The organism is Polaribacter sp. (genome assembly GCF_036480315.1).
Taxonomy (GTDB): domain Bacteria; phylum Bacteroidota; class Bacteroidia; order Flavobacteriales; family Flavobacteriaceae; genus Polaribacter.
The window spans coordinates 30,216-52,084 of sequence record NZ_JAZGGG010000050.1 but is presented as its reverse complement, the minus strand read 5'-3'; the positions used below and the strand labels follow the sequence as shown (position 1 = coordinate 52,084).

At 28.5% G+C, this 21,869-nt stretch carries 21 protein-coding genes, 2 tRNA genes and 2 pseudogenes; 14 read left to right on the top strand and 11 right to left on the bottom strand.

Features of this window, described 5'->3' with window-relative positions; all coding sequences use genetic code 11:
* Positions 1–88 precede the first annotated feature (88 nt).
* The 4 genes from V3V28_RS10070 to V3V28_RS10055 all read left to right on the top strand — a co-directional run bounded on the left by V3V28_RS10070 (position 89) and on the right by V3V28_RS10055 (position 2,150).
* On the top strand, positions 89–538 hold the full coding sequence (locus tag V3V28_RS10070; protein WP_331364888.1) for an Lrp/AsnC family transcriptional regulator: 450 nt from the start codon (positions 89–91) through the stop codon (positions 536–538).
* A gap of 120 nt (positions 539–658) precedes the next feature.
* Positions 659–1,066, top strand: a complete 408-nt coding sequence (locus tag V3V28_RS10065) for a response regulator (RefSeq protein ID WP_331364887.1) — start codon at positions 659–661, stop codon at positions 1,064–1,066.
* 32 nt (positions 1,067–1,098) lie between these two features.
* Complete coding sequence (locus V3V28_RS10060; RefSeq protein WP_331364886.1) at positions 1,099–1,428, top strand: Hpt domain-containing protein; 330 nt, start codon at positions 1,099–1,101, stop codon at positions 1,426–1,428.
* Between the two features lie 14 nt (positions 1,429–1,442).
* Positions 1,443–2,150, top strand: coding sequence for a LytR/AlgR family response regulator transcription factor (locus V3V28_RS10055; protein WP_331364885.1), 708 nt, complete (start codon positions 1,443–1,445; stop codon positions 2,148–2,150).
* Between the two features lie 272 nt (positions 2,151–2,422).
* On the opposite strand, the gene V3V28_RS10050 is transcribed toward V3V28_RS10055, so the two are convergent.
* A tRNA-Leu gene (locus V3V28_RS10050) sits at positions 2,423–2,508 on the bottom strand.
* A gap of 18 nt (positions 2,509–2,526) precedes the next feature.
* Positions 2,527–2,598, bottom strand: a tRNA-Gly gene (locus V3V28_RS10045).
* A gap of 803 nt (positions 2,599–3,401) precedes the next feature.
* Between V3V28_RS10045 and V3V28_RS10040 the strand changes: the two are divergent.
* The 5 genes and pseudogenes from V3V28_RS10040 (at position 3,402) to V3V28_RS10020 (ending at position 6,214) form a co-directional block, all read left to right on the top strand.
* Positions 3,402–3,882 (top strand): annotated as a pseudogene (locus tag V3V28_RS10040) (FadR/GntR family transcriptional regulator).
* Positions 3,866–4,153: pseudogene (locus V3V28_RS10035) on the top strand (SDR family oxidoreductase); the annotation flags it as partial. The pseudogenes V3V28_RS10040 and V3V28_RS10035, both read left to right, overlap by 17 nt.
* Positions 4,154–4,468: 315 nt before the next feature.
* On the top strand, positions 4,469–4,690 hold the full coding sequence (locus V3V28_RS10030; protein ID WP_331364884.1) for a hypothetical protein: 222 nt from the start codon (positions 4,469–4,471) through the stop codon (positions 4,688–4,690).
* Positions 4,691–4,861: 171 nt separating this feature from the next.
* The gene (locus V3V28_RS10025) at positions 4,862–5,332 is read left to right on the top strand and encodes a PfkB family carbohydrate kinase (protein WP_331364883.1); all 471 of its coding nucleotides are present in this window, start codon (positions 4,862–4,864) and stop codon (positions 5,330–5,332) included.
* Between the two features lie 234 nt (positions 5,333–5,566).
* A complete protein-coding gene (locus V3V28_RS10020) occupies positions 5,567–6,214 on the top strand; it encodes a DUF2459 domain-containing protein (protein ID WP_331364882.1) in 648 nt (215 codons plus the stop codon).
* Between the two features lie 70 nt (positions 6,215–6,284).
* Here the strand turns inward: V3V28_RS10020 and radA are convergent, their stop codons facing one another.
* The 4 genes from radA to panC all read right to left on the bottom strand — a co-directional run bounded on the left by radA (position 6,285) and on the right by panC (position 9,997).
* The gene (radA, locus tag V3V28_RS10015) at positions 6,285–7,646 is read right to left on the bottom strand and encodes a DNA repair protein RadA (RefSeq protein ID WP_331364881.1); all 1,362 of its coding nucleotides are present in this window, start codon (positions 7,644–7,646) and stop codon (positions 6,285–6,287) included.
* Between the two features lie 179 nt (positions 7,647–7,825).
* Positions 7,826–8,770, bottom strand: coding sequence for a lysylphosphatidylglycerol synthase transmembrane domain-containing protein (locus V3V28_RS10010; RefSeq protein ID WP_331364880.1), 945 nt, complete (start codon positions 8,768–8,770; stop codon positions 7,826–7,828).
* Between the two features lies 1 nt (position 8,771).
* Positions 8,772–9,122, bottom strand: a complete 351-nt coding sequence (gene panD / locus V3V28_RS10005; protein ID WP_331364879.1) for an aspartate 1-decarboxylase — start codon at positions 9,120–9,122, stop codon at positions 8,772–8,774.
* Positions 9,123–9,142: 20 nt separating this feature from the next.
* The gene (gene panC / locus V3V28_RS10000; RefSeq protein WP_331364878.1) at positions 9,143–9,997 is read right to left on the bottom strand and encodes a pantoate--beta-alanine ligase; all 855 of its coding nucleotides are present in this window, start codon (positions 9,995–9,997) and stop codon (positions 9,143–9,145) included.
* Between the two features lie 97 nt (positions 9,998–10,094).
* Between panC and V3V28_RS09995 the strand changes: the two genes are divergently transcribed.
* Genes V3V28_RS09995 through glmS form a run of 3 tightly spaced genes read left to right on the top strand, consistent with a single transcriptional unit; the run spans position 10,095 to position 14,366 of the window.
* Positions 10,095–10,904: a glycogen/starch synthase gene (locus V3V28_RS09995; protein WP_331364877.1), complete on the top strand. Its 810-nt coding sequence runs from the start codon at positions 10,095–10,097 to the stop codon at positions 10,902–10,904.
* 10 nt (positions 10,905–10,914) lie between these two features.
* The gene (locus tag V3V28_RS09990) at positions 10,915–12,492 is read left to right on the top strand and encodes a DUF4270 family protein (protein ID WP_331364876.1); all 1,578 of its coding nucleotides are present in this window, start codon (positions 10,915–10,917) and stop codon (positions 12,490–12,492) included.
* A 17-nt stretch (positions 12,493–12,509) separates the two neighbouring features.
* Entirely contained in the window at positions 12,510–14,366 is a 1,857-nt protein-coding gene (gene glmS / locus V3V28_RS09985; protein ID WP_331364875.1) for a glutamine--fructose-6-phosphate transaminase (isomerizing), read from the top strand.
* Positions 14,367–14,420: 54 nt separating this feature from the next.
* Here the strand turns inward: glmS and V3V28_RS09980 are convergent, their stop codons facing one another.
* Both V3V28_RS09980 and V3V28_RS09975 read right to left on the bottom strand, forming a co-directional pair.
* Positions 14,421–15,026: an FAD-dependent oxidoreductase gene (locus V3V28_RS09980; RefSeq protein WP_331364874.1), complete on the bottom strand. Its 606-nt coding sequence runs from the start codon at positions 15,024–15,026 to the stop codon at positions 14,421–14,423.
* Between the two features lies 1 nt (position 15,027).
* Entirely contained in the window at positions 15,028–15,612 is a 585-nt protein-coding gene (locus tag V3V28_RS09975; protein WP_331364873.1) for a MarC family protein, read from the bottom strand.
* Between the two features lie 85 nt (positions 15,613–15,697).
* On the opposite strand from V3V28_RS09975, the gene V3V28_RS09970 reads away from it, so the two are divergent.
* Positions 15,698–16,267: a DUF3109 family protein gene (locus V3V28_RS09970; RefSeq protein ID WP_331364872.1), complete on the top strand. Its 570-nt coding sequence runs from the start codon at positions 15,698–15,700 to the stop codon at positions 16,265–16,267.
* On the opposite strand, the gene V3V28_RS09965 is transcribed toward V3V28_RS09970, so the two are convergent.
* Genes V3V28_RS09965 through V3V28_RS09955 form a run of 3 tightly spaced genes read right to left on the bottom strand, consistent with a single transcriptional unit; the run spans position 16,259 to position 20,375 of the window.
* Positions 16,259–17,710: a sensor histidine kinase gene (locus V3V28_RS09965; protein WP_331364871.1), complete on the bottom strand. Its 1,452-nt coding sequence runs from the start codon at positions 17,708–17,710 to the stop codon at positions 16,259–16,261. The two genes, V3V28_RS09970 and V3V28_RS09965, sit on opposite strands and share 9 nt — an antisense overlap.
* 4 nt (positions 17,711–17,714) lie before the next feature.
* Positions 17,715–19,637 carry a tetratricopeptide repeat protein gene (locus V3V28_RS09960; protein ID WP_331364870.1) on the bottom strand — a complete coding sequence of 641 codons (1,923 nt, stop codon included), beginning with the start codon at positions 19,635–19,637 and terminating at the stop codon, positions 17,715–17,717.
* A 3-nt stretch (positions 19,638–19,640) separates the two neighbouring features.
* The gene (locus tag V3V28_RS09955) at positions 19,641–20,375 is read right to left on the bottom strand and encodes a LytR/AlgR family response regulator transcription factor (protein ID WP_331364869.1); all 735 of its coding nucleotides are present in this window, start codon (positions 20,373–20,375) and stop codon (positions 19,641–19,643) included.
* 238 nt (positions 20,376–20,613) lie between these two features.
* On the opposite strand from V3V28_RS09955, the gene V3V28_RS09950 reads away from it, so the two are divergent.
* Positions 20,614–21,816, top strand: a complete 1,203-nt coding sequence (locus V3V28_RS09950) for a DUF4412 domain-containing protein (protein ID WP_331364868.1) — start codon at positions 20,614–20,616, stop codon at positions 21,814–21,816.
* Positions 21,817–21,869: the final 53 nt, after the last annotated feature.

The window sequence follows — 21,869 nt, the reverse complement described above, 5'->3', positions numbered from 1 at the left end:
AACTATTATTTAGCTACAATATAATATCTAAAATAGAGAACACAGTTTGTGTTCTCTATTTTTTTTATCTTTATGCTAAATATTTATTATGAAGATAGACGGAATAGATAAGATTATTATAAAAACGCTTTTAAAAGATGCAAGAACACCTATTTTAAGTATCGCAAGAGAAGTAGGTATTTCTGGCGCTGCAATTCATCAACGATTAAGAAAATTAGAGAAGTCTAAATTGATTAAAGGCTACCAAATGGTTCTTAATCCGAAATTATTAGGTTACACAACTACCGCTTTTGTTGGTGTTTTTTTAGATTCAACTAACCAGTTTTCTAATATAATAAAAAGTTTAAAGTCTATTCCAGAAGTTATAGAAAGTCATTATACAACAGGTAAATATGCTATTTTTATAAAGATTATTTGCAAAAATAATGAAAATTTAATGCACCTTTTAAATAAAGATATTCAAGGTATAAAGGGAGTATTAAGAATAGAGACATTTATTTCTTTAGAGCAACAAATAAATAGACAAGTTCAGGTGTAAGCTTAACGATAATATTAAACCATTCGTCAACTAAATAAAACGATTAAGCTAACAAAAATAGATTTTACTTTTTTTTTTGTCATTTTTGTAAACCCTTTGTAATTTAACCGTTTATTTATAATGAAATCTCTTTCTATACTTTTAATTGATGATGATGAAATTGAAAGATTAAAGTTTAAAAAAGTTTGTAAAGACATTAAATTTTCTTGTTCTATAGTTGAAGCTGTAAATGGGAGTGAAGCTTTTAGTTTTTTAAACAAAATAAAAAACTCTTTTGATATTATTGTTTTAGACTTACATATGCCTAAAATGAATGGTTTAGAGCTTTTAATGAAGATAAAATTGGATAGAAATTTTAAGAATATCCCTATTGTTATTATGTCTAATTCAGAGGATGATGAAGAGTTGAAAAAATGTTACGATATTGGAGTTTCAGGTTACTTTACAAAACCAGCAAAATATACAAAGTATGCAAAGAAAGTGAAGTCTTTGTTGAAATATTGGAAGCAAAACAAGCTTATTTATTAATATCTTATTACAATAAAACTAATTTAATTTAGATGGAAATTCCTAATTTACTATACATAAAAGAACTTTCTGGAGGAGATATTTCTTTCGAAGAGAGTATAATTACTATTTTAAAAAAAGAATTTCCAGAAGAAGTTTTATTGTTTTCTGAAAATTTTAAAAATAAAAATTATACTGAAACTGCCAATAATGTACATAAAATAAAGCATAAAATCAGTATTTTAGGTTTAGAAAAAGGTTTAGAAAAAGGTTTAGAATTAGCTTCTAAATTTGAAATGGAGTTAAAAAAAGAGCAAACAGGTTTATATGAACAATTTGTAAATATTTTAAACAAAATTCACGTATATTTAGAGGATAAATAATCCCTCTAAAGGTTATGAATTGTATTATAATAGATGATGATGCTACTGCTAGACTAATTGTAAGTCAGTTGTGTAAAAAAACAGAAGAAATCTCTGTAATAGAAGAGTTCTCATCTGCAATCGATGCTATTAAATACTTGAATGAAAATAGCATAGATCTTATTTTTCTAGATATCCACATGCCAACTTTTTCTGGTTTCGATTTCATTAAAACCTTAAAATCTTCACCAAAAATTATTTTAACAACTTCAGATAAAAACTTTGCATTAGAAGCTTTTGAATATGATTGTGTTGTAGATTACCTTTTAAAACCAATCTCTTTAGAGCGTTTTGAGAAATCAATACAAAAATTAGCTAATCTTAAAGGTTTAAATACAGAAATTTCAGAGAGTAATGTTAATACTGAAAATTTTGATTATTTATACGTTAATGTTGATAGAAGGTTGGTGAAAATAAATATTCCTGAAATCTTTTTAATAGAAGCTAAAGGAGATTACATTAACATAAAAACAGAAACCAAAAATTACATTGTTCATTCTACATTAAAGAAAATAGAAGAGAAGTTACCATCTTCATTGTTTCTTAAAATTCATAGATCTTATATAATTAATACTTCAAAAATTATAGATATAGAAGACAATACTGTTCTTATTAAAAAGAACGTTATTCCAGTTAGCCGATCCAAAAGAGGTGAGTTAATGAAAAAATTAAACTTATTATAGTTTCGTTGACACCTTTTAACCTAGTAAAACTTCCATTAAACGAACCTTCAAGTAAGGTTGTCGAAATTAATTAAAATTAAGAGCTTATTGTTATTTCTTTGCAGTGTAGTAAGTAGTTTACTACATGATAAAGTTGAGTTAATTATCAATCATAAGTTGGGGGATTTATTGATTGAAAAAAAGAGTAGAATTAATTTTCTACTCTTTTTTTTGTTTTAGAAAGAGTTTAAAAACAAAAAAAAACCGTAACAAATAAATATTACGGTTTCTTGTACTGAAGGCGGGACTTGAACCCGCACGGCCATTACTGACCACTGGATTTTAAGTCCAGCGTGTCTACCAATTCCACCACTTCAGCATGGTATTTATAGAATAGAGCGAAAGACGAGATTTGAACTCGCGACCCCCACCTTGGCAAGGTGATGCTCTACCCCTGAGCTACTTTCGCAGTCTTTTTTTTAATGAACTTATACTCTTTTTAAATATTCTTATTTAAAATTTAAAACTATAACTAAATATGGTTTTAAATAAATAAAGAACTCAATTATTAAGAGCGGTGCAAAGATAATAAGTTTTATTAATACTACAAATACTTTTCACTTTTTTTACTTCAATATATTATATTTATTAAAAAAATAGTTTTCATTATAGTTAACCTCTTGTTTATCAGAATTTTTCTTTGGCTTAAATTTTGTAATAAAACGAGCTAAGAGTTTTAAATTACTCCAAAAACATCATTAAATGACATAAAATCATTTTTTGAACCTATAAAAAAGCAATTACTAAAGTGTTTTTAATATTTTAGTAATTGGTTAATCAATTTATGATTATGAAATATTTAAAAAATGTATTTTTTGTTGATGAAGCTTTTGATGTAAACTTTAATAGTAATTATATAGATGCTTTATGAAGTATAGAAAAAGGTTTTAAATTAACTATAGTAGTTTGGAAAGAAATTAAAAATTTCTCTATTCCAACAATTCAAAACCCAAATTTATTGATTAGTTCTAGAAGTGATAAAAACCCTCAATAAGATATAACAAAGGATATTATACAAGTTTATAATGTTGGTGCTTTTAATTTAGATTCAAAAAAATAGCTAAATGATGGTTATTTGCAGATAGATGATTTTGGGAACTAACATTTTGGTTACCAGGACAATTCGATTTAATTTAACATGTAATTAAATTATTTTTATTACCATAATTACTAATAATTTCTTAAGATAGCACACATAAAAAATATTAAAACATGAAGTTAGAGATACTTATAAGATCAGATAATTTTAACGTTCAAAAAGGAATTATTTCTAAAATTAAAGATTTAATAAACTTTAAGAATTTAGAACCTGGTGAGAAATTACCTTCAGAAAGAATGTAGTCTGAAAAATTTCAAGTATCAAGAAGTAATGTTAGAGAAGCAATTCAAAAACTAAAATTTTATTAGAATTAAAAACAGTAAGATTAGCGGCTACAAGAAGAACAGAAGACGATTTAATATATTTAGCAATTGCAAAAGCTTTTGGTAACAATACCATGAACAACTTTATGCTTATAATTATTACAAATTTTGAAAAACATCATGTATGTGATGCTGGCTTACCTCAAAGAGGTATTAAAGACATCAAGCAATTTTTGATGCTATAAAAGGATAAAACCCTTAATTAGCAAAACAAAAAATGAAAAACCATTTAAAAGAGTTGTATCAATACTGCTATCAAACAGAGCAATAATACTTCAATTATTAACTACACCTCTAACGCAAGTTGGAATGCTGGTGGGTCTGGAGCAGGGATTTATGGTATTTCTAAAGCAGGAATTCATGCTCAAATTAAAGCTACTAAACCAGAAGTATTCGCTTCATGGGCAAACAATATTATGTTAGGTAGATTAGGTCAACCTGAAGATGTTGCAGGAGTAGTTTCATTTTTAGCTAGTAAAGATGCAGCTTTTATTACTGTAGAAACGATACAAGTAGGTGGCGGACAGGCTTTAGGTATTTAATATAAATAAACTTATTTATTAAGTCCCTTTTCATTTTTAATGAAAAGGGACTTTTTTTTATCAATTAAGAAAAATCCGATTTCATTGTTTTCAAAACCTATTTCAAAAAAGGAAGATATTTTATTTTAAGTTTTAATATTTTTTTGAGTCGAGTATTTTTTGAATATCTTCAAACATAATAAAAACAAACTAAAACATAAACAAGATTATGGACAAAAAACTAGTAACATTCGGAGAAGTAATGATGCGTTTATCGCCATCAGGATATACTATGTTTTCTCAAGCAACTTCTTTTGATCTTGTAGTTATTTGGGTATGAAAGCAGCACATGTAACACGTTTTCCAGATAATGCATTAGGTAAAGCTGCAACTCAATTTTTAAGAAAATACTGGTTAAGTACTATAAATGTTATTTATGGAGATAATATGTTAGGTAAGTATTTTCTACAAAAAGGAGCGGTTCACAGATCTAGTGAAGTAATTTATGAAAGAGAAGGTTCTGCCTTTTCATTAATAAAACCAGAAATGGTAAATTAGGAAGAAGTACTTGAAGAAGCAGATTGGTTACATTGAACAGGGATTACTCCAGCCGTTTCAGAAGGCACAGCTCAATGTTGTTTGGACGCAATTAAAACCGCCAATAAAATGAGAATTAAAGTTTCTGGTGATATAAATTCGCGTGATAATATGTGGTAATATGGAAAAACCATGCAAGAAGTAATTCCAGAATTAGTAAAAAATACAGACATTGTAATTACAAGCAATTATGGAATTCATCAAATGTTTGGTCTTGGAGTGTTAGGAAATAGATTTAGCGCTTCAGCTAAATTATTAATGGAAAAATTTCCAAGAATAGAAAAAGTTGTAGGAAAAACAAGAAAATCTATAAGTGCTTCACATCAACAAATTCAAGGTAAAATGTGGGATGGTGAAAAATATATTAAAGCTAAAAAGTTAGATATAACCCACGTAATAGATCGTGTTGGTACTGGAAATGCTTATGCGTCTGGACTTATTTATGGTTTGTTACAATATGAAAAGGACGATAAACAAGCATTAAATTTTGCAACTGCAGTTTGTGCATTAAAACACACAGTTGTTGGAGATGTAAATATGGTTTTATTAGACAATGTACTTAGTTTAATGGGTGGTGATACTTCAGGGAAAATTAAAAGATAAATAGTTTTATTTCTAGAAGCTATTTCCTGCTTTTCGCTGTATCTTTTTTTGAGAAAAACAAAAAAAGGATGTCGCTTCAATCAGGGCTAAACATGTTTGTTGACTATCTGTTTTATATGAAAATAGGTGTTTTTCCTTGTTCTTTTTTTAACTCAAAAAAGCTAACTTCGCTAACTACGTTTATTAAAAGTTGAATAAACGTGAAGACGTTAGCAAACATATGACCCAAACTGTATGAAAATAGGAAAGAAAATAATTAAATTGATTTTATATTTTTTGCTAATTCCAACAACTTATATAATTGTTTCTTTAATTCTATCTTCAATAACAGTTGACAGAATTGTGAATAATGAAAGTTCTGAAAAACTAATATATTTAAATACAAATGGAGTTCATCTAGATATTGTAATTCCAATGGAGAATGTTGACAGTTTATTGTTATCAGGAATAAAATACAACAGAAACGAAAAATATTTATCTTTTGGTTGGGGCGATGAAAATTTCTATATCAATACACCAACTTGGGGCGATTTAACTTTTAGCAATGCTTTTAAAGCAATGTTTTTGGAAAGTTCAACATTAATGCACGTAACTCGTTATAGACAGAAACGTTCAGGTTGGATTGAAATAAAAGTAAATGAATCTGAATTACAGAAATTGAATAGTTATTTACTGAACACATTTGAGATTAATGAAAACGGAATGAAGATAATTCTTGAAAATAAAGGTTATTCCTCAGTAGATGATTTTTATAAATCGAAAGGAAGTTATTCCTGTTTTAAGACTTGTAACAGTTGGGTGAATATCGGGTTTAAAGAAAGTGGTTTAAAGTCTTGTTTATGGACACCTTTCGATTTTGGATTAATGAATAAGTATGAGTAAAATACGTTTGCTAACACAGTATAAGATTAGTTGCTAGTTTTGTGAAACAACGTTAGCGAATGTCAAAATTCTAAGCAAACAAAGTAGCAAAAGATTCTTCAATCTTACCTACTAAAACCAATCTTATTCCGTGGTTTTTAGAAGAAATTTTGTTGTATTTAGAAGCAACTAAAGTTTTATAGCCTAATTTTTCTGCTTCAGTAATTCTTTGGTCAATTTTAGAAACAGGTCTGATTTCCCCTGCCAAACCAACTTCTGCAGCAAAACAAACATTTGGATTAATTGCAACATCTTGGTTGGATGATAAAATTGCAGCAACAACAGCCAAATCTATTGCTGGATCATCTACATTTATACCTCCAGTAATATTTAAAAAAACATCTTTTGCACCTAATTTAAAACCGGCTCTTTTTTCTAGAACAGCTAAAATCATGTTTAAACGTTTTAAATTATAACCTGTTGTAGAGCGTTGAGGTGTTCCATAAACTGCTGTAGAAACCAAGGCTTGTACTTCTATCATTAAAGGCCTAATTCCTTCTAAAGTAGAAGCAATTGCGGTTCCGCTTAAATCTGCATCTTTTTTAGAAATTAATATTTCAGACGGATTTGAGATTTCCCTTAATCCGTTTGAAAGCATTTCGTAAATTCCTAATTCATTGGTAGAACCAAATCTATTTTTTTGACTTCTTAAAATTCTATAGGTATGATTTCTGTCGCCTTCAAATTGTAAAACAACATCTACCATGTGTTCTAAAATTTTTGGCCCTGCAATGTTTCCATCTTTATTAATATGACCAATTAATAAAACTGGAGTTGCAGTTTCTTTAGCGTATTTAATTAATTCTGCAGCAGTTTCTCTAATTTGAGAAATACTTCCTGGAGAAGCTTCTATAGAGCTTGTATGCAATGTTTGAATAGAATCTATTACTAAAACTTCTGGTTCAGTTTCTTCAATATTTTTGAAGATATTTTGTGTGTTGGTTTCTGTAAGAATTAAACAATTAGAATTATTAGCTTCTAATCTTTCTGCTCTCATTTTTATTTGAGATTGACTTTCCTCACCCGAAACATACAATACTTTTTGACTAATATTTAAAGCAACTTGTAATAATAAAGTCGATTTACCAATACCTGGTTCTCCGCCCAAAAGTGTTACAGAACCTTTTACCAATCCGCCACCAAGAACTGTATCTAATTCGTTATTATTGGTAACAACTCTTTCTTCTGGGTTTAGTTGAATGTCAGCAATTTTAAGCGGTTTGTTTACGTTTTGTTTTGCAGTTGTAGATTGTTTCCAAACGCGTTTTTCTTCTTTTTGTATTACTTCTTCTACAATGGTATTCCATTCTTTACAAGCACCACATTGTCCTACCCATTTTGCATGTTGCGTTCCGCAATTCTGACAGAAAAAAGTTGTTTTGGTTTTAGCCATTTTAAAAAAGTTACAAAGTTTTAGAGTAACAAAGTTACAAAGTTTATAAGCATGTAACTTTTAAAATATCTTCTAAAAGTTAGCAAATACTCGCGTTAGTGATTGAAACGACATCCTTTTTGCTTTTTTTGCAAAAAGATATAGTGGAAAGCGAGACCTTTTTAGGGAACGCCCAAAAACTATTTATTCTTATTGTAAATAGGTAACATTAAAAATGCTAAACCACCAAAAACAACAATCATTGCAGTTTGTGCAGTCCACATAATCCAACCAAATGCGGTTGCAGGTTCTGTTGGAATATCAAACAAAGCCAAAGCACCAGCTACAGCAACAGGATATAAACCAACGCCACCATTAGTAGCGGCTATTGAAAAGCCACCAGCTATAAAGCCGATTAAAATTCCACCAATAGGAACATTTAAGTCTTCAATTGCAGGTATTGTTGCCCAAAACATTGCAACATACATTGCCCAAATAAACACAGTATGAAAGATAAAAGCCCATTTGTTTTTCATTTTAAAGATACTTGTAACACCTTCTAATAAACCAGAAACAAAGTTTTTAATTTTTAATAAAAAACCTGATTTTGCTTTTTTTACGAAAGATCTAAAAATGAAAAAACCAATAACTAGAATTGCTAAACCAATACCAATTTTTACTGGATCGAAGTTTTTTGTTAGCAAATCGTAAATAAAATCGAATTGAACAAAAAGTGTGATTACGATTATGGTAAGCATCATTATTAAATCTGCAATACGTTCTGCTACAATAGTTCCGAACCCTTTTTCAAACGGAATTTCCTCGTAGTTTGCCATTACTGTGGCTCTAGAAATTTCTCCTGCTCTTGGCAAAGCTAAATTTACTAAATAACCAACTAAAACTGCTAAAACACTATTTGTGAATTTTGGTTTAAAACCTAAAGGTTCTAACATAAACTTCCACCTGTAAGCCCTAGATAAATGACTTAAAACTCCGAAAAATAAGCCAAGAAATATCCAACTATAATTAGCTTCTTTAAAATATGTACCTAAAGTTTCGAGAGAAATATCCGATAAAGAATACCAAACTAAAAAACCTCCTAAAGCAAGAGGTAAAATAATTTTTAAAATATTTTTAATATTCAAACTACGTAAGTGTATTATCTTTCTCGTTTGGGAAAACCAATGATGGTTTAAAGTTTTTAGCTTCTTCTAATTCTAAAAACCCGTAAACAATTAAGATTAAAATATCGCCTTTTGCAACCTTTCTAGCTGCTGCTCCGTTTAATGTGATTTCTCCACTTCCACGAGGTCCAGGAATTGCATATGTCTCTAAACGTTCTCCATTATTGTTGTTCACAATTTGAACACGTTCTCCTTCTATAATATTTGCAGCATCCATTAAATCTTCATCTATGGTTATGCTTCCTATATAATTTAAATCTGCACCAGTTACTTTAACTCTGTGGATTTTTGATTTTACTACTTGTACTAACATATTACAAAAATAGTACTTTTTTAGTTATTAATTTTTAAACGAATATTATCTATCAATCTAATTTCTCCTGCAAAAACTGCAATAAAAGCTCTGTATTTATTATTAGATTCTTTGATTATTACTGTTTTTAGTGTTTTTTCATCAGCAATTGTAAAATATTCCAATTCTAATAAAGGATGCTTTTTAAATTGTTTTTCTACCCATTTATTAACTTTAGTAACATTTTCTGTACCAAATTTTTTCTTCGTTTTTTTAAGTATTTTATAAATAAGAGGTGCAATTTCTCTATGTTCTTTGGTGAGTCTTGTGTTTCTAGAGCTCATTGCTAAACCATCTTTTTCTCTAAAAATGGGGCAACCTTTAATTTTTACATCTAGGTTGCTTTTCTGTACCATTTTTTTAATGATTTGTAATTGCTGAAAATCTTTTTCTCCAAAATATGCTTTATTGGGTGTTACAATTTCAAAAAGTGTTTTAACTATAGTACCAACCCCATCAAAATGTCCATCTCTAAACTTTCCTTCCATTTGATGTTCTAAACCATCAAAATTAAACTTTTCTGAAGTGATTTTTTCTGAATAAATTTCTTCTACAGAAGGCGTAAATAAAATATCACAAGAAACAGATTTTAGTAATTTAACGTCGTTTTCTAATGTTTTTGGATACTTTTTTAAGTCCTCAACATTATCAAACTGTGTAGGATTTACAAAAATACTGACAACTGTTGTGTCGTTTTTTGTTGCTGCTTTTTTAATTAAAGACAAATGCCCTTCATGTAATGCACCCATAGTAGGTACAAAACCGATGCTTTTATTTTTTGCTTTTATTGTTGATAAATAGTCTTTTAATTCTTGTTTTGTTGTAAAAATTTTCATGCTTAAAAGTTCAGTAATGTGTGCAAACTTACCATTTTAACACGATATTAGCATATTAATTTGTACTTTTGCGCTTCTTATAAAAGAGATTGATTTAATGAAGGACAAGAGAATATTATTTGTTTCGTCTGAGGTAGTACCTTACTTGCCCGAAACAGAATTATCGTCAACAGCATTTACTGCTGCAAAAAACGCACATTCAAAAGGAGTACAGACTAGAATTTTTATGCCAAGATTTGGTGTAATAAATGAACGAAGACATCAATTACATGAGGTTATTCGTCTTTCTGGTATGAACCTGGTTGTTAATGATGTAGATATGCCACTAATTATAAAAGTAGCTTCTATACCAAAAGAAAGAATGCAGGTTTATTTTATTGATAATGAAGAATATTTTAAAAGAAAAGCGGTTTTTACTGATGAAGATGATGAATTGTTTTCAGATAATGATGAGCGTGCAATTTTCTTTGCTAAAGGAGTTATAGAAACTGTAAAAAAGTTGAATTGGGCGCCAGATATTATCCATGTTCATGGATGGATGGCTTCTTTGTTACCTCTTTATTTAAGAGAATTTTATAATGAAGAACCATTATTTACAGAAAGTAAAATAGTAACTTCGCTATATGATAATCCTTTTGAAGGAAGCTTAAATGAAGGTTTAGCAGATAAAGTTAAATTCGATTTAGGTAAAAATGAAAAAGTAGCAACTATAAAAACACCAAACTTTACTAATATATTAAAGAGTGCCATTGAAAATTCAGATGCAATTATTCATGGTAGTGAAACAATTTCTGATGATTTAACTTCTTTTATAGAAGAACAAAACATACCAGTTTTGGAATATCAATTAGAAAACTTAAAGGAAAGTTATTTAAATTTTTATACCGACTTAATAGCGGTTAATTAATTATTTTAGTGTGAGAAAAATTATTAAAAAGAGCGCTTATTTAAGCGCTTTATTATTGGTTCTTTCAGGAGTTATATCTTGTGAAGAAGACTTTACAGACATTGGTACAAGTATTATTGGTAATTCTAAATTTACTACAGACTCAATTTTTTTAGAAGTAGAAATTACTCAAAGAAATATTGATGCGATTCGAGGAGATAACTTATCAATAGGTTCTATCGGTGAATATTTATTAGGCGTATATCAAGATGAAAAAGGTCATTACGAGAAAATAGAAGGGTCATTAGTTACTCAAATAGGGAATTCTATTAATTTAGATCTTACCTTAAGAGAAACAGATACAACCACTGTAACATCAATTATGGAAAACGCTTTTATAAAGTTACCATATATTGCAACAAAAAAAACAGATAATACCGATGGTACACCTGTTTTTAGTTTAGATTCTGTTTTAGGAAGTACTACAGTTGGTGTGTCTTTAAAAGTATATAGAAATATGACATTTCTTAATACTTTAGATCCACAAAACCCAGTCCAAGGGAATTCATATAAAACAAATTCTATTTTTGAAAAAGGGGAGTTGTTAAATGAAAATGCAAATTTTACATTTATACCAAATGCTAATGATACTATTTATGAGTTTGATAGAACTTTAAAAGATGGAAGTATATTTAAAGATACCTTAAAGTTAACAAATGCAAATCCTTTTTTAGTGATTCCTTTAAATAAGGCCTTAATGAAATCTTTATTTTTTGATAAATTTGAAGATGACGAATTTGCTTCGCAAGATGCGCTTAACAATTATTTTAGAGGATTAATCATTGAAGCTTCTGGTAATGAAAATTCTTTGGTACCTTTTAGTAGTACAGCAGCTTTAAACCCAACTTTAGAAATTAACTATACAGGTACAGTTGAAAAAATTTCTAATGGTGAGGTTTTAGATACACTAAAAAGAACTGCTTCTTTTAGTCTATCTGGTTTGTCTATTGTTAATAATAGGTTATATAAAATGACACCAGAAACCAGTCCTGCAAACGCAAACCAAGTAATTGTGCAAGGTGCAGCGGGAAAAATTGCTGATGTTAAAATTTTACAAGGAACTCAATTACAGGATTTAAAGGATAAAAAATTGTTGATAAATGATGCAACCTTAACGTTCTATATAGATCAAAGTAGAGATGTTGCAGCAATTCCTGAAAGATTATTTTTATACAGAGAAGAACCAAATTTTTCTGCTCAAATTAAAGATGCATATAGCGAAGGGTTTGATAATTTTTCTGGAATTTTAGAAAAAAAAGATACGGATGGAGATGGTGTTAGTGATACGAATGATAACTATAAGTTTAAAATTACAGATTATATTTCTGATGTCCTAGGACCTGCTTCACTAAATAATTCTAATTTGGTTTTAAAAGTATATAATACAACAGATAACCCTGTTAAAAATCAAGCTTTAGATAAGGTAGTTACAAATTATAGTTGGAACCCAAGAGCGGTTACTTTAACAAATCATTTGCCTAGTAATGGTGTAATTGAAGGAACTAGAAAGGCACAGCTTAAGATTATATATTCAGAAAGGAAAAATTAAATAAAAAAATAATTGTTATGTGTGGAATAACTGGTTACATAGGTTTTAGAGAAGCATATCCAATAGTAATTAGCGGTCTAAAAAGATTAGAGTATCGTGGTTATGATAGTGCAGGAATAATGATGTATGACGGAGACAAAATATATCTTTCTAAAACAAAAGGAAAAGTATCCGATTTAGAATTAATTACGAATAAAGAAGAAGAAAGAAAAAATGGAAATATAGGAATGGGACATACTCGTTGGGCTACTCATGGAGTGCCAAATGATGTAAATTCTCATCCACATTTTTCTCAAACAGGAAATTTAGTTATTGTTCATAACGGAATTATTGAAAATTATGATTCTTTAAGAAAAGAACTAATTTCTAGAGGATATACTTTTCATAGTGATACAGATACAGAAGTTCTTATTAACTTAATTGAAGAAGTAAAAAAACAAGAAGGTTGTAAATTAGGAAAAGCTGTTCAATTAGCATTAAATAATGTAATTGGGGCGTATGCAATTTCTGTATTTGATAAAACAAAACCTAATGAAATTGTAGTGGCTCGTTTAGGAAGCCCTATTGCAATTGGTGTTGGTGTAAATAATACAGAGTTTTTTATAGCTTCTGATGCTTCACCTTTTATAGAATATACAAAAGATGCTATTTATTTAGAAGATGAAGAAATGGCTATTATCAAACTTGGTACAAGCATAGAAATTCGTAAAATAAATGATGATTCTTTAGTAGATGCAAATGTGCAGAAGTTAAAAATGAGTTTAGAGCAAATTGAAAAAGGTGGTTATGACCATTTTATGCTTAAAGAAATTCATGAACAACCAAAAGCTATTATAGACACCTATAGAGGAAGAATGTTAGCTGATGAAGGAATTATAAGAATGGCTGGTGTAGATGACCACATGAATAAATTCTTAAATGCAGAAAGAATTATAATTGTTGCTTGTGGTACTTCTTGGCATGCTGGTTTGGTAGGAGAATACCTTATTGAAGACAAAGCTCGTATTCCTGTAGAAGTAGAGTACGCTTCAGAATTTAGATATAGAAACCCAATTATAACATCTAAAGATGTAGTAATTGCTATTTCTCAATCTGGTGAAACTGCAGATACACTTGCTGCAATTAAATTAGCAAAATCTAAAGGTGCGTTTGTTTTCGGAATTTGTAATGTTGTCGGTTCATCTATTGCAAGAGAAACTGATGCAGGTGCGTATACGCATGCCGGACCAGAAATTGGTGTAGCATCTACAAAAGCATTTACAACTCAAATAACTGTTTTAACTTTAATCGCTTTAAAATTAGCATCAAAAAAAGGAACGATTTCAAAATCTGAATTGAGAACATTTTTACAAAAAATGCAATTAATACCTGCAAAAGTAGAAGCACTTTTAAAGATTGATGAAAAAGTGAAGGAAATTGCTGCGGTTTATAAGGATTCAAAAAACTGTTTATATTTAGGAAGAGGTTTTAATTTTCCTGTAGCATTGGAAGGAGCATTAAAATTAAAAGAGATTTCTTACATACATGCAGAAGGATATCCTGCTGCCGAAATGAAACACGGACCTATTGCATTAATTGATGAGAATATGCCAATCTTTGTAATTGCTACCAATAAAGGGCATTACGAAAAAGTGGTTAGTAACATTCAGGAAATTAAATCTAGAGCAGGTAAAATTATTGCTGTTGTTACTGAAGGAGATACACAAGTTAAAGAAATTGCAGATCACGTAATAGAAATTCCAGAAACAGAAGAAGCATTAGCACCTTTGTTAACTACAATACCTTTTCAATTACTGTCTTACCATATAGCAGTAATGTTAGATAAGAACGTAGATCAGCCTAGAAATTTAGCAAAATCTGTAACGGTAGAATAATATATTTTCACTTTTTGATATATAAATAAAATCCAGCAATAAGCTGGATTTTATTTATATATTATCATGTACTTTAACATGATTACCATCATTCCAAAGAGTTAAAATATTTGTGGCAACACTTGCGCCACTTCCTGCAGCAATTGCAAATTGACTGCGCCAACCAGCAATTGTCCCACAACAATAAAGATTATTTTTTATAAGATGATCTTTATTTTTAAGTTGAATTCTATCTTTTATAGGATCCGCTTTTTGATGCGGTTCAATAAAACGATCCAAACCATCAATACTAAAAGGTTTAGAGTAGTTTAAGGCAATAACTACAGTTTTACACGTGTAAGTGTCTTTATTTGTAGTTACTTGATATAGGTCCTTGAAATCTTCAATATCACAAACTTTTTCGTTTTCTATTTGAGAGATATGTGGATATAGTTCTGTAAGTTGTTCTTTCCCGTTAATTAAGACATTAGAACCTAATGTTTTTGGAGATAAACCCAAAACATTATTAAACAAGGCGTTTTGTAAATGAGAGGTTTTTTGATGTAGAATAATGCCAATATTTTTATCGGTAGCAAATGCTTTATTTTTGGCAGAACCTAAAACCAATGCGCATTGCATTCCAGAAACACCACCACCAATAATTAATACATCAAAATTCATGTTAAATAAATAAAGCTTTAATATTCGTAGCAAATAACTTTACAGAAATAGCTAATAAAATAACACCAAAAACTTTTCGTATAATTTGAATTCCGTTAGGGCCAATTATACGTTCTATTTTAGATGATGTTTTTAAAACAATATAAATTAAGATTACATTTAATAAAACTGCAGTAATTATGTTTTCTATATGAAATTCTGCACGTAAAGAAAGTAAGGTTGTTAAACTTCCTGGTCCAGCAATTAAAGGAAATGCTAAAGGAAAAACAGAAGCGGTTATTGCTGTTCCTTCATCTGTATCTTTATATAATGTTATTCCTAAAATCATCTCTAAAGCAATAAAAAACAGAATAAAAGAACCTGCAACTGCAAAAGAGTTTACATCTATACCAATTAGACTTAATAAACTTTGTCCTAAAAAAAGAAAAATAATCATAATTACACCAGCAATTATAGATGCTTTTTCAGATTGAATATGACCTACTTTTTTACGTAAATCAATAATAATAGGAATGTTTCCTATAATATCAATTACTGCAAACAATACCATAAACGCTGTGACAATCTCTTTAATATTAAAATTCATCTTGGTTGATTTTATTTTGTAAAATTAATCAACTAACTTTAGCAAAAGGTAAAATTATAGTAAAAATTTAATCTATTTTTGCAAGATGTTTCAACTAGGAAAAACCATCGTTTCAGAAGATATTATAGAAAAAGATTTTGTATGTAATTTATCTGCATGCGGCGGTGCTTGTTGTGTAGATGGCGAAGCTGGCGCACCGTTAGATAAAGAGGAAGCCAAAATTCTGGAAGAAATTTATCTGAAAGTAAAACCTTTTTTACGTCAAGAAGGAATTGACGTTATCGAAAAAGAAGGAACTTGGGTTACCAGCGAATGGGGAGAAATGGAAACTCCATTAATTAATAATGCAGATTGTGCGTATGTAATTTTCGATGAAAAGAAAACTGCACTTTGTGGAATTGAAGAAGCATATAATTCTGGGGCAATTGATTGGAAAAAACCAGTTTCTTGTCATTTATATCCAATAAGAGTTAAAGATTACAGTGAATTTTCTGCTGTAAATTACCATAAATGGGAAATTTGTGATGATGCTTGCTCTCTTGGTAAAGAGCTTCAAGTTCCTGTTTACAAATTTGTAAAACAAGCTCTGGTTAGAAAATTTGGGAAAAATTGGTACGATGAATTAGAAAAAGTTGCAGAAAAACACCTAGAATAAAGGAATCTTAAGAATCACTTTTGTGCCAATTGCAGTTTTACTTTCATCTATTAAATCTTCATAAATAATTGAATAATCATTTTTAAGATTTTTTACAAAGTTTGATAACCTTTCTCTTGTAAGATTTATTCCTATCGATTTTCTGTTTATAGACTTTTCCGATTTTATTTTAGCAGAAGCTGTTCTTCCTATTCCGTTGTCTTCAATTGTAATTAGAATGTACTTTTTATCCTCTTCATTTACAGAAAGAATAATGTTTTTGTTCGATTTTTTAGAAGATAAACCATGCCAAATTGCATTCTCTAAAAAAGGTTGCAATACCAAAGGTGGTATTTTTATTGTTTGCAGTTTTAGTGTATCATCAAACTTAATTTGAAAATCGATTTCATTAGAAAACCGAATGTTTTCAATAGCCATGTACAAATCCATTGTTTCTAATTCTTCTTGTAAAGAAATTTCTTTCGTGTTAGAAGCTTCTAAAATTCTTCGAATTAATTTAGAAAATTTGTTTAAATATCTGGCAGCAAGTTTCTGCTCATTGTTAATGATATATAATTTTATAGAGTTTAAAGCATTAAAAATAAAATGCGGATTCATCTGACTTAATAAACTCGTTAATCTTAACTCATTTATCTGTTTTTCATACAGGGTTTCTATTTCCGAAAGTTTATAAATTTCAACTTTTTCTGATAATTTTTCATTCAGTTGATCTTTTAACGCTTCATTATTTTTTAATTCTGTAATTAAAAGCAGATTGTAATCATCTCTTTCTTGTCTGTAAATATGAAATTTATACCCTAGACCAATAGAGATTGTAATTGCTTCTAAAAGTACGCCAATCATAAATAAATCTATAGGTCTTACAAACTCAAAAGGATATTCTCTTATTGTTGAGAAATAAAGTGCTAATAACGAAAACCCTAAAAAGAAAATGAGCCCAAAAACAAAGAATTTATTGATCTTATTTTCAATTCTATACATTGTTTTCAAAATAAAGAAAACAATAAGTAGTGAAACTGGCGTAAAAACAAGCATAAAAAATTTAGCCATGTATTGTCTATCAAAAACTACTAAATCAATAATGAAAAACAAGGTACAAAAGACACTTGTAATTAAAATATAGCGTGTAATTAGATTCGCTAATTTTTTATCTTTTACTTTTAAATTTAAAAAATGAATTGAAAACCAAGAGTATAACATCCAATAATAAATTTGTATAATCCAAGTAGCACCTATAAAAAAGGAATGAAATTTTTCTGATATATAATTAGAACTTTCATTAGTGGTTTTTGTTATTAAATAGATAGCTACCAATAATAAATACCCAGCATAAATTGCAAAACTCTTATCTTTTGTATAGAAATAAGAGACGGCATGATATATAATTAGAATGAATAGCACTCCTTGTAACCAGGTTGGAAAATTTTGAAAAAATAATTCCATAAGTTTAATTTAAAGGTATTTTTAGAGCTACTTTGGTTCCTAACGATTCTTTATTTTCATCAATTAAATCTGTAAAAATTAAACTAAAAGAATTTTTAAAACCTTTAATAAAATTATGTAAACGTTCTTTGGTTAATTCAATTCCTATAGATTTTCTGTTAATTGTTTTATTAGATTTTATTTTTGCAGAAGCTTTTCTACCAATTCCGTTGTCTTTTATTTCAATTTGAATAAAATCTAAAGATGGTTTAAAAACGGATAAAATAATTTTTTTATCACCTTTTTTAGATGATAAACCATGCCAAAGCGCATTTTCTAAAAATGGTTGTAGTACTAACGGAGGAACTTTTATAGTGGATAAATCTAAAGAATCATCAACTTTTATTTCAAATTGAATTTCATTAGAAAAACGAATATTTTCTATATTCATATATAAATCTACAGTTTCTAATTCTTCCTTTAAAGTAACTTCTTTTACAGAGGAGGATTCTAATATTTTACGAACCAATTTAGAAAACTTATTTAGGTAATGCACTGCATTTTTCTGTTCATTATTTATAATATAATGTTTAATGGAATTTAATGCGTTAAAAATAAAATGAGGGTTCATTTGGGTTCGTAAAACTTCTTGCTCTAAAGTTAAAATTCGTTTTTCTTTTAGAAACAAACGTTGTCTGTACAGAAAGTATAAAATGGCTATTAGTAAGGTTAAAGTTACTAAAACAATAATCCAAATATTTCTATTTTTAACAAGTTGTAGTTGTGCTATTTCGTTTTGTTTGGCTAAACTTTTTATTTCATTGTTTTGTCTGTCACTATCGTATTTTATAATTAAATCATTTACGTATTGCGTGTTTCTTTCATTAGAAGTTTTACTTTCAAATTCATCAGAAAGTTTATAATATTTTAAAGCAGTTTTATAGTCTTTTTTATACTGATATAATTCAGACAAATGACTAAAAGCATATGATATTGATGAAGAAAAGTTATGTTTTTGAGCAATTTCTAACCCTTTGTTTAGGTTTTTTTCAGCTTCAGAAAAAAGCTTTAATTTAGATTGTGCCCAACCTAAACTAACATAATAAAAAGATAGGTATTCTTTATTACCAAGTTTTACTACAGCATCAAAATTTTTAGTTAATAACTGGATAGCTACAGTTGGTTTGTTCTGTTTTATGTAGATATTTGCAATACTACTATTGCAAATTATTTTACCGTACGTATTATTAATTTTATTGTTTATAGTAATTGATTTTTGATAGTATTCTAATGCTTCTTCTATTTTTCCTTGTGCGTCTTTTGCATAACCTATATTCTGGTAATTAATAGCTAATCCTAATTGATTATTAATACTATTTTCTATTTCTTGAGATTTTTTAAAACGCTCAATAGCTAAATCGTACTGTTTTAAAAGTAAATAAATATTACCCATACTATTTAAAGAAACAGCAATACTTCTTCTTAAACCTAAACTTGGTTTTTCTATGGTTTCTGCTAATTTTAAAGCTTCATGATTATAATCTAATGCAGTTCTGTTTGCATCTATTTTTCTATAATCTACACCTAACATATTCAAGCTAAAAACTCTAAACTCTATGCTATTTGCTCTTATTGCAGTTTCTAATGCAGCTTTATGAGTTGTAATTGCTTTTTGATACAATGAATAGTTTCTGTATTGAATTCCTAAAAGGTTTTCTACATAAGCTTTTCCGTCTAAATAACTTTTCTCTTCAAACTTTAAAACAAGTGTTTTCAACTTTGCAGTATCTCTTCTAAACGGACGTAAAAAAGAATTAATACTTTTATAAGTAATTGGTTTTGTTATAAGAATACTATCTATTTGAATAGAAAAAACAGGTTTTTTTTTCTGTGCATTTACAGAGAAAAAAGTACAAAAAAGAAAAATAGCTACTAGTATATGTCTCATAGATTAAATTTTTTCTAAAAACTCCGATTTCCTTTGTCTAGAAACAGGGATTTTAGCGTTGTTTTCTAAAACAACATAACCATCAGTCTTTAAAAATTCTTTTATTTTATTAAGGTTAATGATATACGAATTATGAATTCTAAAAAAATGATCTTTAGGTAATAACTCATCTATTTCTTTTAACTTTTTAGTAACCACAATTTTCTTGTTTTCTGATAAAAATAAAGTAGAGTAATTACCATCTGAAGCGACATAAAAAATATCTTTAGGCTCTAAAAACACCAGCTTACCATCTGTATTTATAGTTATTTTTTTATGATTTAATTTTTTATTAAACTGCAATAAAATGTCTTCAAACTTATCAGCATTAAAACCTTTAGTAATATATTTTTTAACTTTAGTAATTGTTTCACTTAAATCATCTGTATCAATAGGTTTTAAGAGGTAATCTATTGCTTCATTTTTTAACGCCGTAATTGCATACTCGTTATAAGCCGTTGTTATAACCACTGCAAAATCTTTTTTATCTAATTTTTTTAAAAACTGAAAACCATCCATTGTAGGCATTTCTATATCTAAAAAAAGACAATCTATTTGCGAGTTTTTTAAATACTGAAGTGCTTTTTCGGGTTCTGTAAAGGTTGCAACAACTTCTAAATCATTTTCAAAATTAGAAAGTTCCCAGGTTAGTCCTTGTATTGCTTTTGGTTCATCGTCAATTATTACAGCCTTAATCATAGAAGTCAATTTTATCAAAGTTAAAACTTATTTTCTTACAAGTTAAAATTCTTGTGTAAACTGTTTGTTTTTATATGTATTTAGTACTTTTTTATTGATAGTTGGTGTTTTTTTTAATCATGTGTAGCTATAAACCAACTACACAGAATTTTAAGCCAGTTATACAGAAGCTATTTTTTTAAGCATATAATTATTAAATATTTGTTGTAGAAAAAAGTATTAACCAAAAAAAAATTCGATGAAACTGACTAAACTACTTGTTTTAAGTATTCTATTATTAGGAACAAGCACTTCTGTAAATGCACAATTTTGGAAAAAAATAAAAAAGAAAGTACAAGACAAAATAGAGCAAAAAGTTGAAGAAAAAATAGATAAGGAAACAGATAAAGTTATTGATAAAACTTTAGACGGAAAAAAGAAAACGGAGAAAAAAGAATCAAAAATTAAACAATCTACAGAGTTGCCAAAGTTTACTGGAGGTTCAGGGATTTTAAAACTGAATAATTATGGTTACCAATATATAACTAAAGATATTGGTATTTCTGTTTATGGTAAATTCACAAAAGAAAACATATCTAACTCTATAAAAACATATAATGAAGATAGAGTTATAAAACCTGTAGATGCTTACCCAGAAGGATATGCGTTAGCTTTTAATGGAAGCGGGTTTTTAAATCCAACTGGAGGACAAATTATAATTCATCATGCAGATAGTAATAAAATTGTTTTCTCTTTAAAAGGAACTTGGAACACTATTGGTGGAGATAAACCTATTAACGGGTCTTATATAAGTTTAAATGTTTCTAGTATTGAGGACAATAGAGTTGATAATAACAATTCCATTTTTAATAAAAACACAGTAACTGTTTCTATACCAGATACTTTTTCTTTTACTTCAAGTTTAGAAATGCAAATGACTTCAAACGGAGGTAACAGTGCAAATATGGAGTTCTTATTAGGAAACTACTCAGATATTTACGCAATGTCTATTTCGTCGAAAGAAATGGGAGAAAACGCTAATGTCTATAATGTAATTACTCCCAAAAGCATTACTATGTTTATTAGTGCTGCTGGTATGAAAATGAAAAAAACAGTTCCTCAAGAAAAATATTCACAAGCAGATTTTTCTGACAAAGTACCTAATAATCCGGAAGATTTAAAGAAAACAGGAGCGTCAAAATCTATTTTAGGATATACTTGTTACGAGTACAAGTATGAAAAAGAAGGAAATTATTTTACGGTTTGGGCAACTAAAAACTTTCCTATGCAAGGAGCAAATATTTCAATGTTAGGTATGCATGAAGGTGGTGTAATAGATGGTTTTGTTTTAGAGTTAAATTGGAAGTCTGGCAATGAAACTGCAAGTATGAAAGCTGTAAAATATAACAAATATAAAAATATAACCATTAACACAACAGAATATAAATCGATGGGATTTTAAAATTTAGAGTAAAAAAAAATAGAAAAAGTCACCGAATAAAAATAAATAAATTA

What these genes read in the sequence shown, in the direction of transcription:
- V3V28_RS10070 (WP_331364888.1), top strand. Translation starts at nt 89, where the DNA reads ATGAAGATAGACGGAATAGATAAGATTATTATAAAAACGCTTTTAAAA.
- V3V28_RS10065 (WP_331364887.1), top strand. Translation starts at nt 659, where the DNA reads ATGAAATCTCTTTCTATACTTTTAATTGATGATGATGAAATTGAAAGA.
- V3V28_RS10060 (WP_331364886.1), top strand. Translation starts at nt 1,099, where the DNA reads ATGGAAATTCCTAATTTACTATACATAAAAGAACTTTCTGGAGGAGAT.
- V3V28_RS10055 (WP_331364885.1), top strand. Translation starts at nt 1,443, where the DNA reads ATGAATTGTATTATAATAGATGATGATGCTACTGCTAGACTAATTGTA.
- V3V28_RS10030 (WP_331364884.1), top strand. Translation starts at nt 4,469, where the DNA reads ATGAAAGCAGCACATGTAACACGTTTTCCAGATAATGCATTAGGTAAA.
- V3V28_RS10025 (WP_331364883.1), top strand. Translation starts at nt 4,862, where the DNA reads ATGCAAGAAGTAATTCCAGAATTAGTAAAAAATACAGACATTGTAATT.
- V3V28_RS10020 (WP_331364882.1), top strand. Translation starts at nt 5,567, where the DNA reads ATGAAAATAGGAAAGAAAATAATTAAATTGATTTTATATTTTTTGCTA.
- radA (WP_331364881.1), bottom strand. Translation starts at nt 7,646, where the DNA reads ATGGCTAAAACCAAAACAACTTTTTTCTGTCAGAATTGCGGAACGCAA.
- panD (WP_331364879.1), bottom strand. Translation starts at nt 9,122, where the DNA reads ATGTTAGTACAAGTAGTAAAATCAAAAATCCACAGAGTTAAAGTAACT.
- panC (WP_331364878.1), bottom strand. Translation starts at nt 9,997, where the DNA reads ATGAAAATTTTTACAACAAAACAAGAATTAAAAGACTATTTATCAACA.
- V3V28_RS09995 (WP_331364877.1), top strand. Translation starts at nt 10,095, where the DNA reads ATGAAGGACAAGAGAATATTATTTGTTTCGTCTGAGGTAGTACCTTAC.
- glmS (WP_331364875.1), top strand. Translation starts at nt 12,510, where the DNA reads ATGTGTGGAATAACTGGTTACATAGGTTTTAGAGAAGCATATCCAATA.
- V3V28_RS09980 (WP_331364874.1), bottom strand. Translation starts at nt 15,026, where the DNA reads ATGAATTTTGATGTATTAATTATTGGTGGTGGTGTTTCTGGAATGCAA.
- V3V28_RS09975 (WP_331364873.1), bottom strand. Translation starts at nt 15,612, where the DNA reads ATGAATTTTAATATTAAAGAGATTGTCACAGCGTTTATGGTATTGTTT.
- V3V28_RS09970 (WP_331364872.1), top strand. Translation starts at nt 15,698, where the DNA reads ATGTTTCAACTAGGAAAAACCATCGTTTCAGAAGATATTATAGAAAAA.
- V3V28_RS09965 (WP_331364871.1), bottom strand. Translation starts at nt 17,710, where the DNA reads ATGGAATTATTTTTTCAAAATTTTCCAACCTGGTTACAAGGAGTGCTA.
- V3V28_RS09960 (WP_331364870.1), bottom strand. Translation starts at nt 19,637, where the DNA reads ATGAGACATATACTAGTAGCTATTTTTCTTTTTTGTACTTTTTTCTCT.
- V3V28_RS09955 (WP_331364869.1), bottom strand. Translation starts at nt 20,375, where the DNA reads ATGATTAAGGCTGTAATAATTGACGATGAACCAAAAGCAATACAAGGA.
- V3V28_RS09950 (WP_331364868.1), top strand. Translation starts at nt 20,614, where the DNA reads ATGAAACTGACTAAACTACTTGTTTTAAGTATTCTATTATTAGGAACA.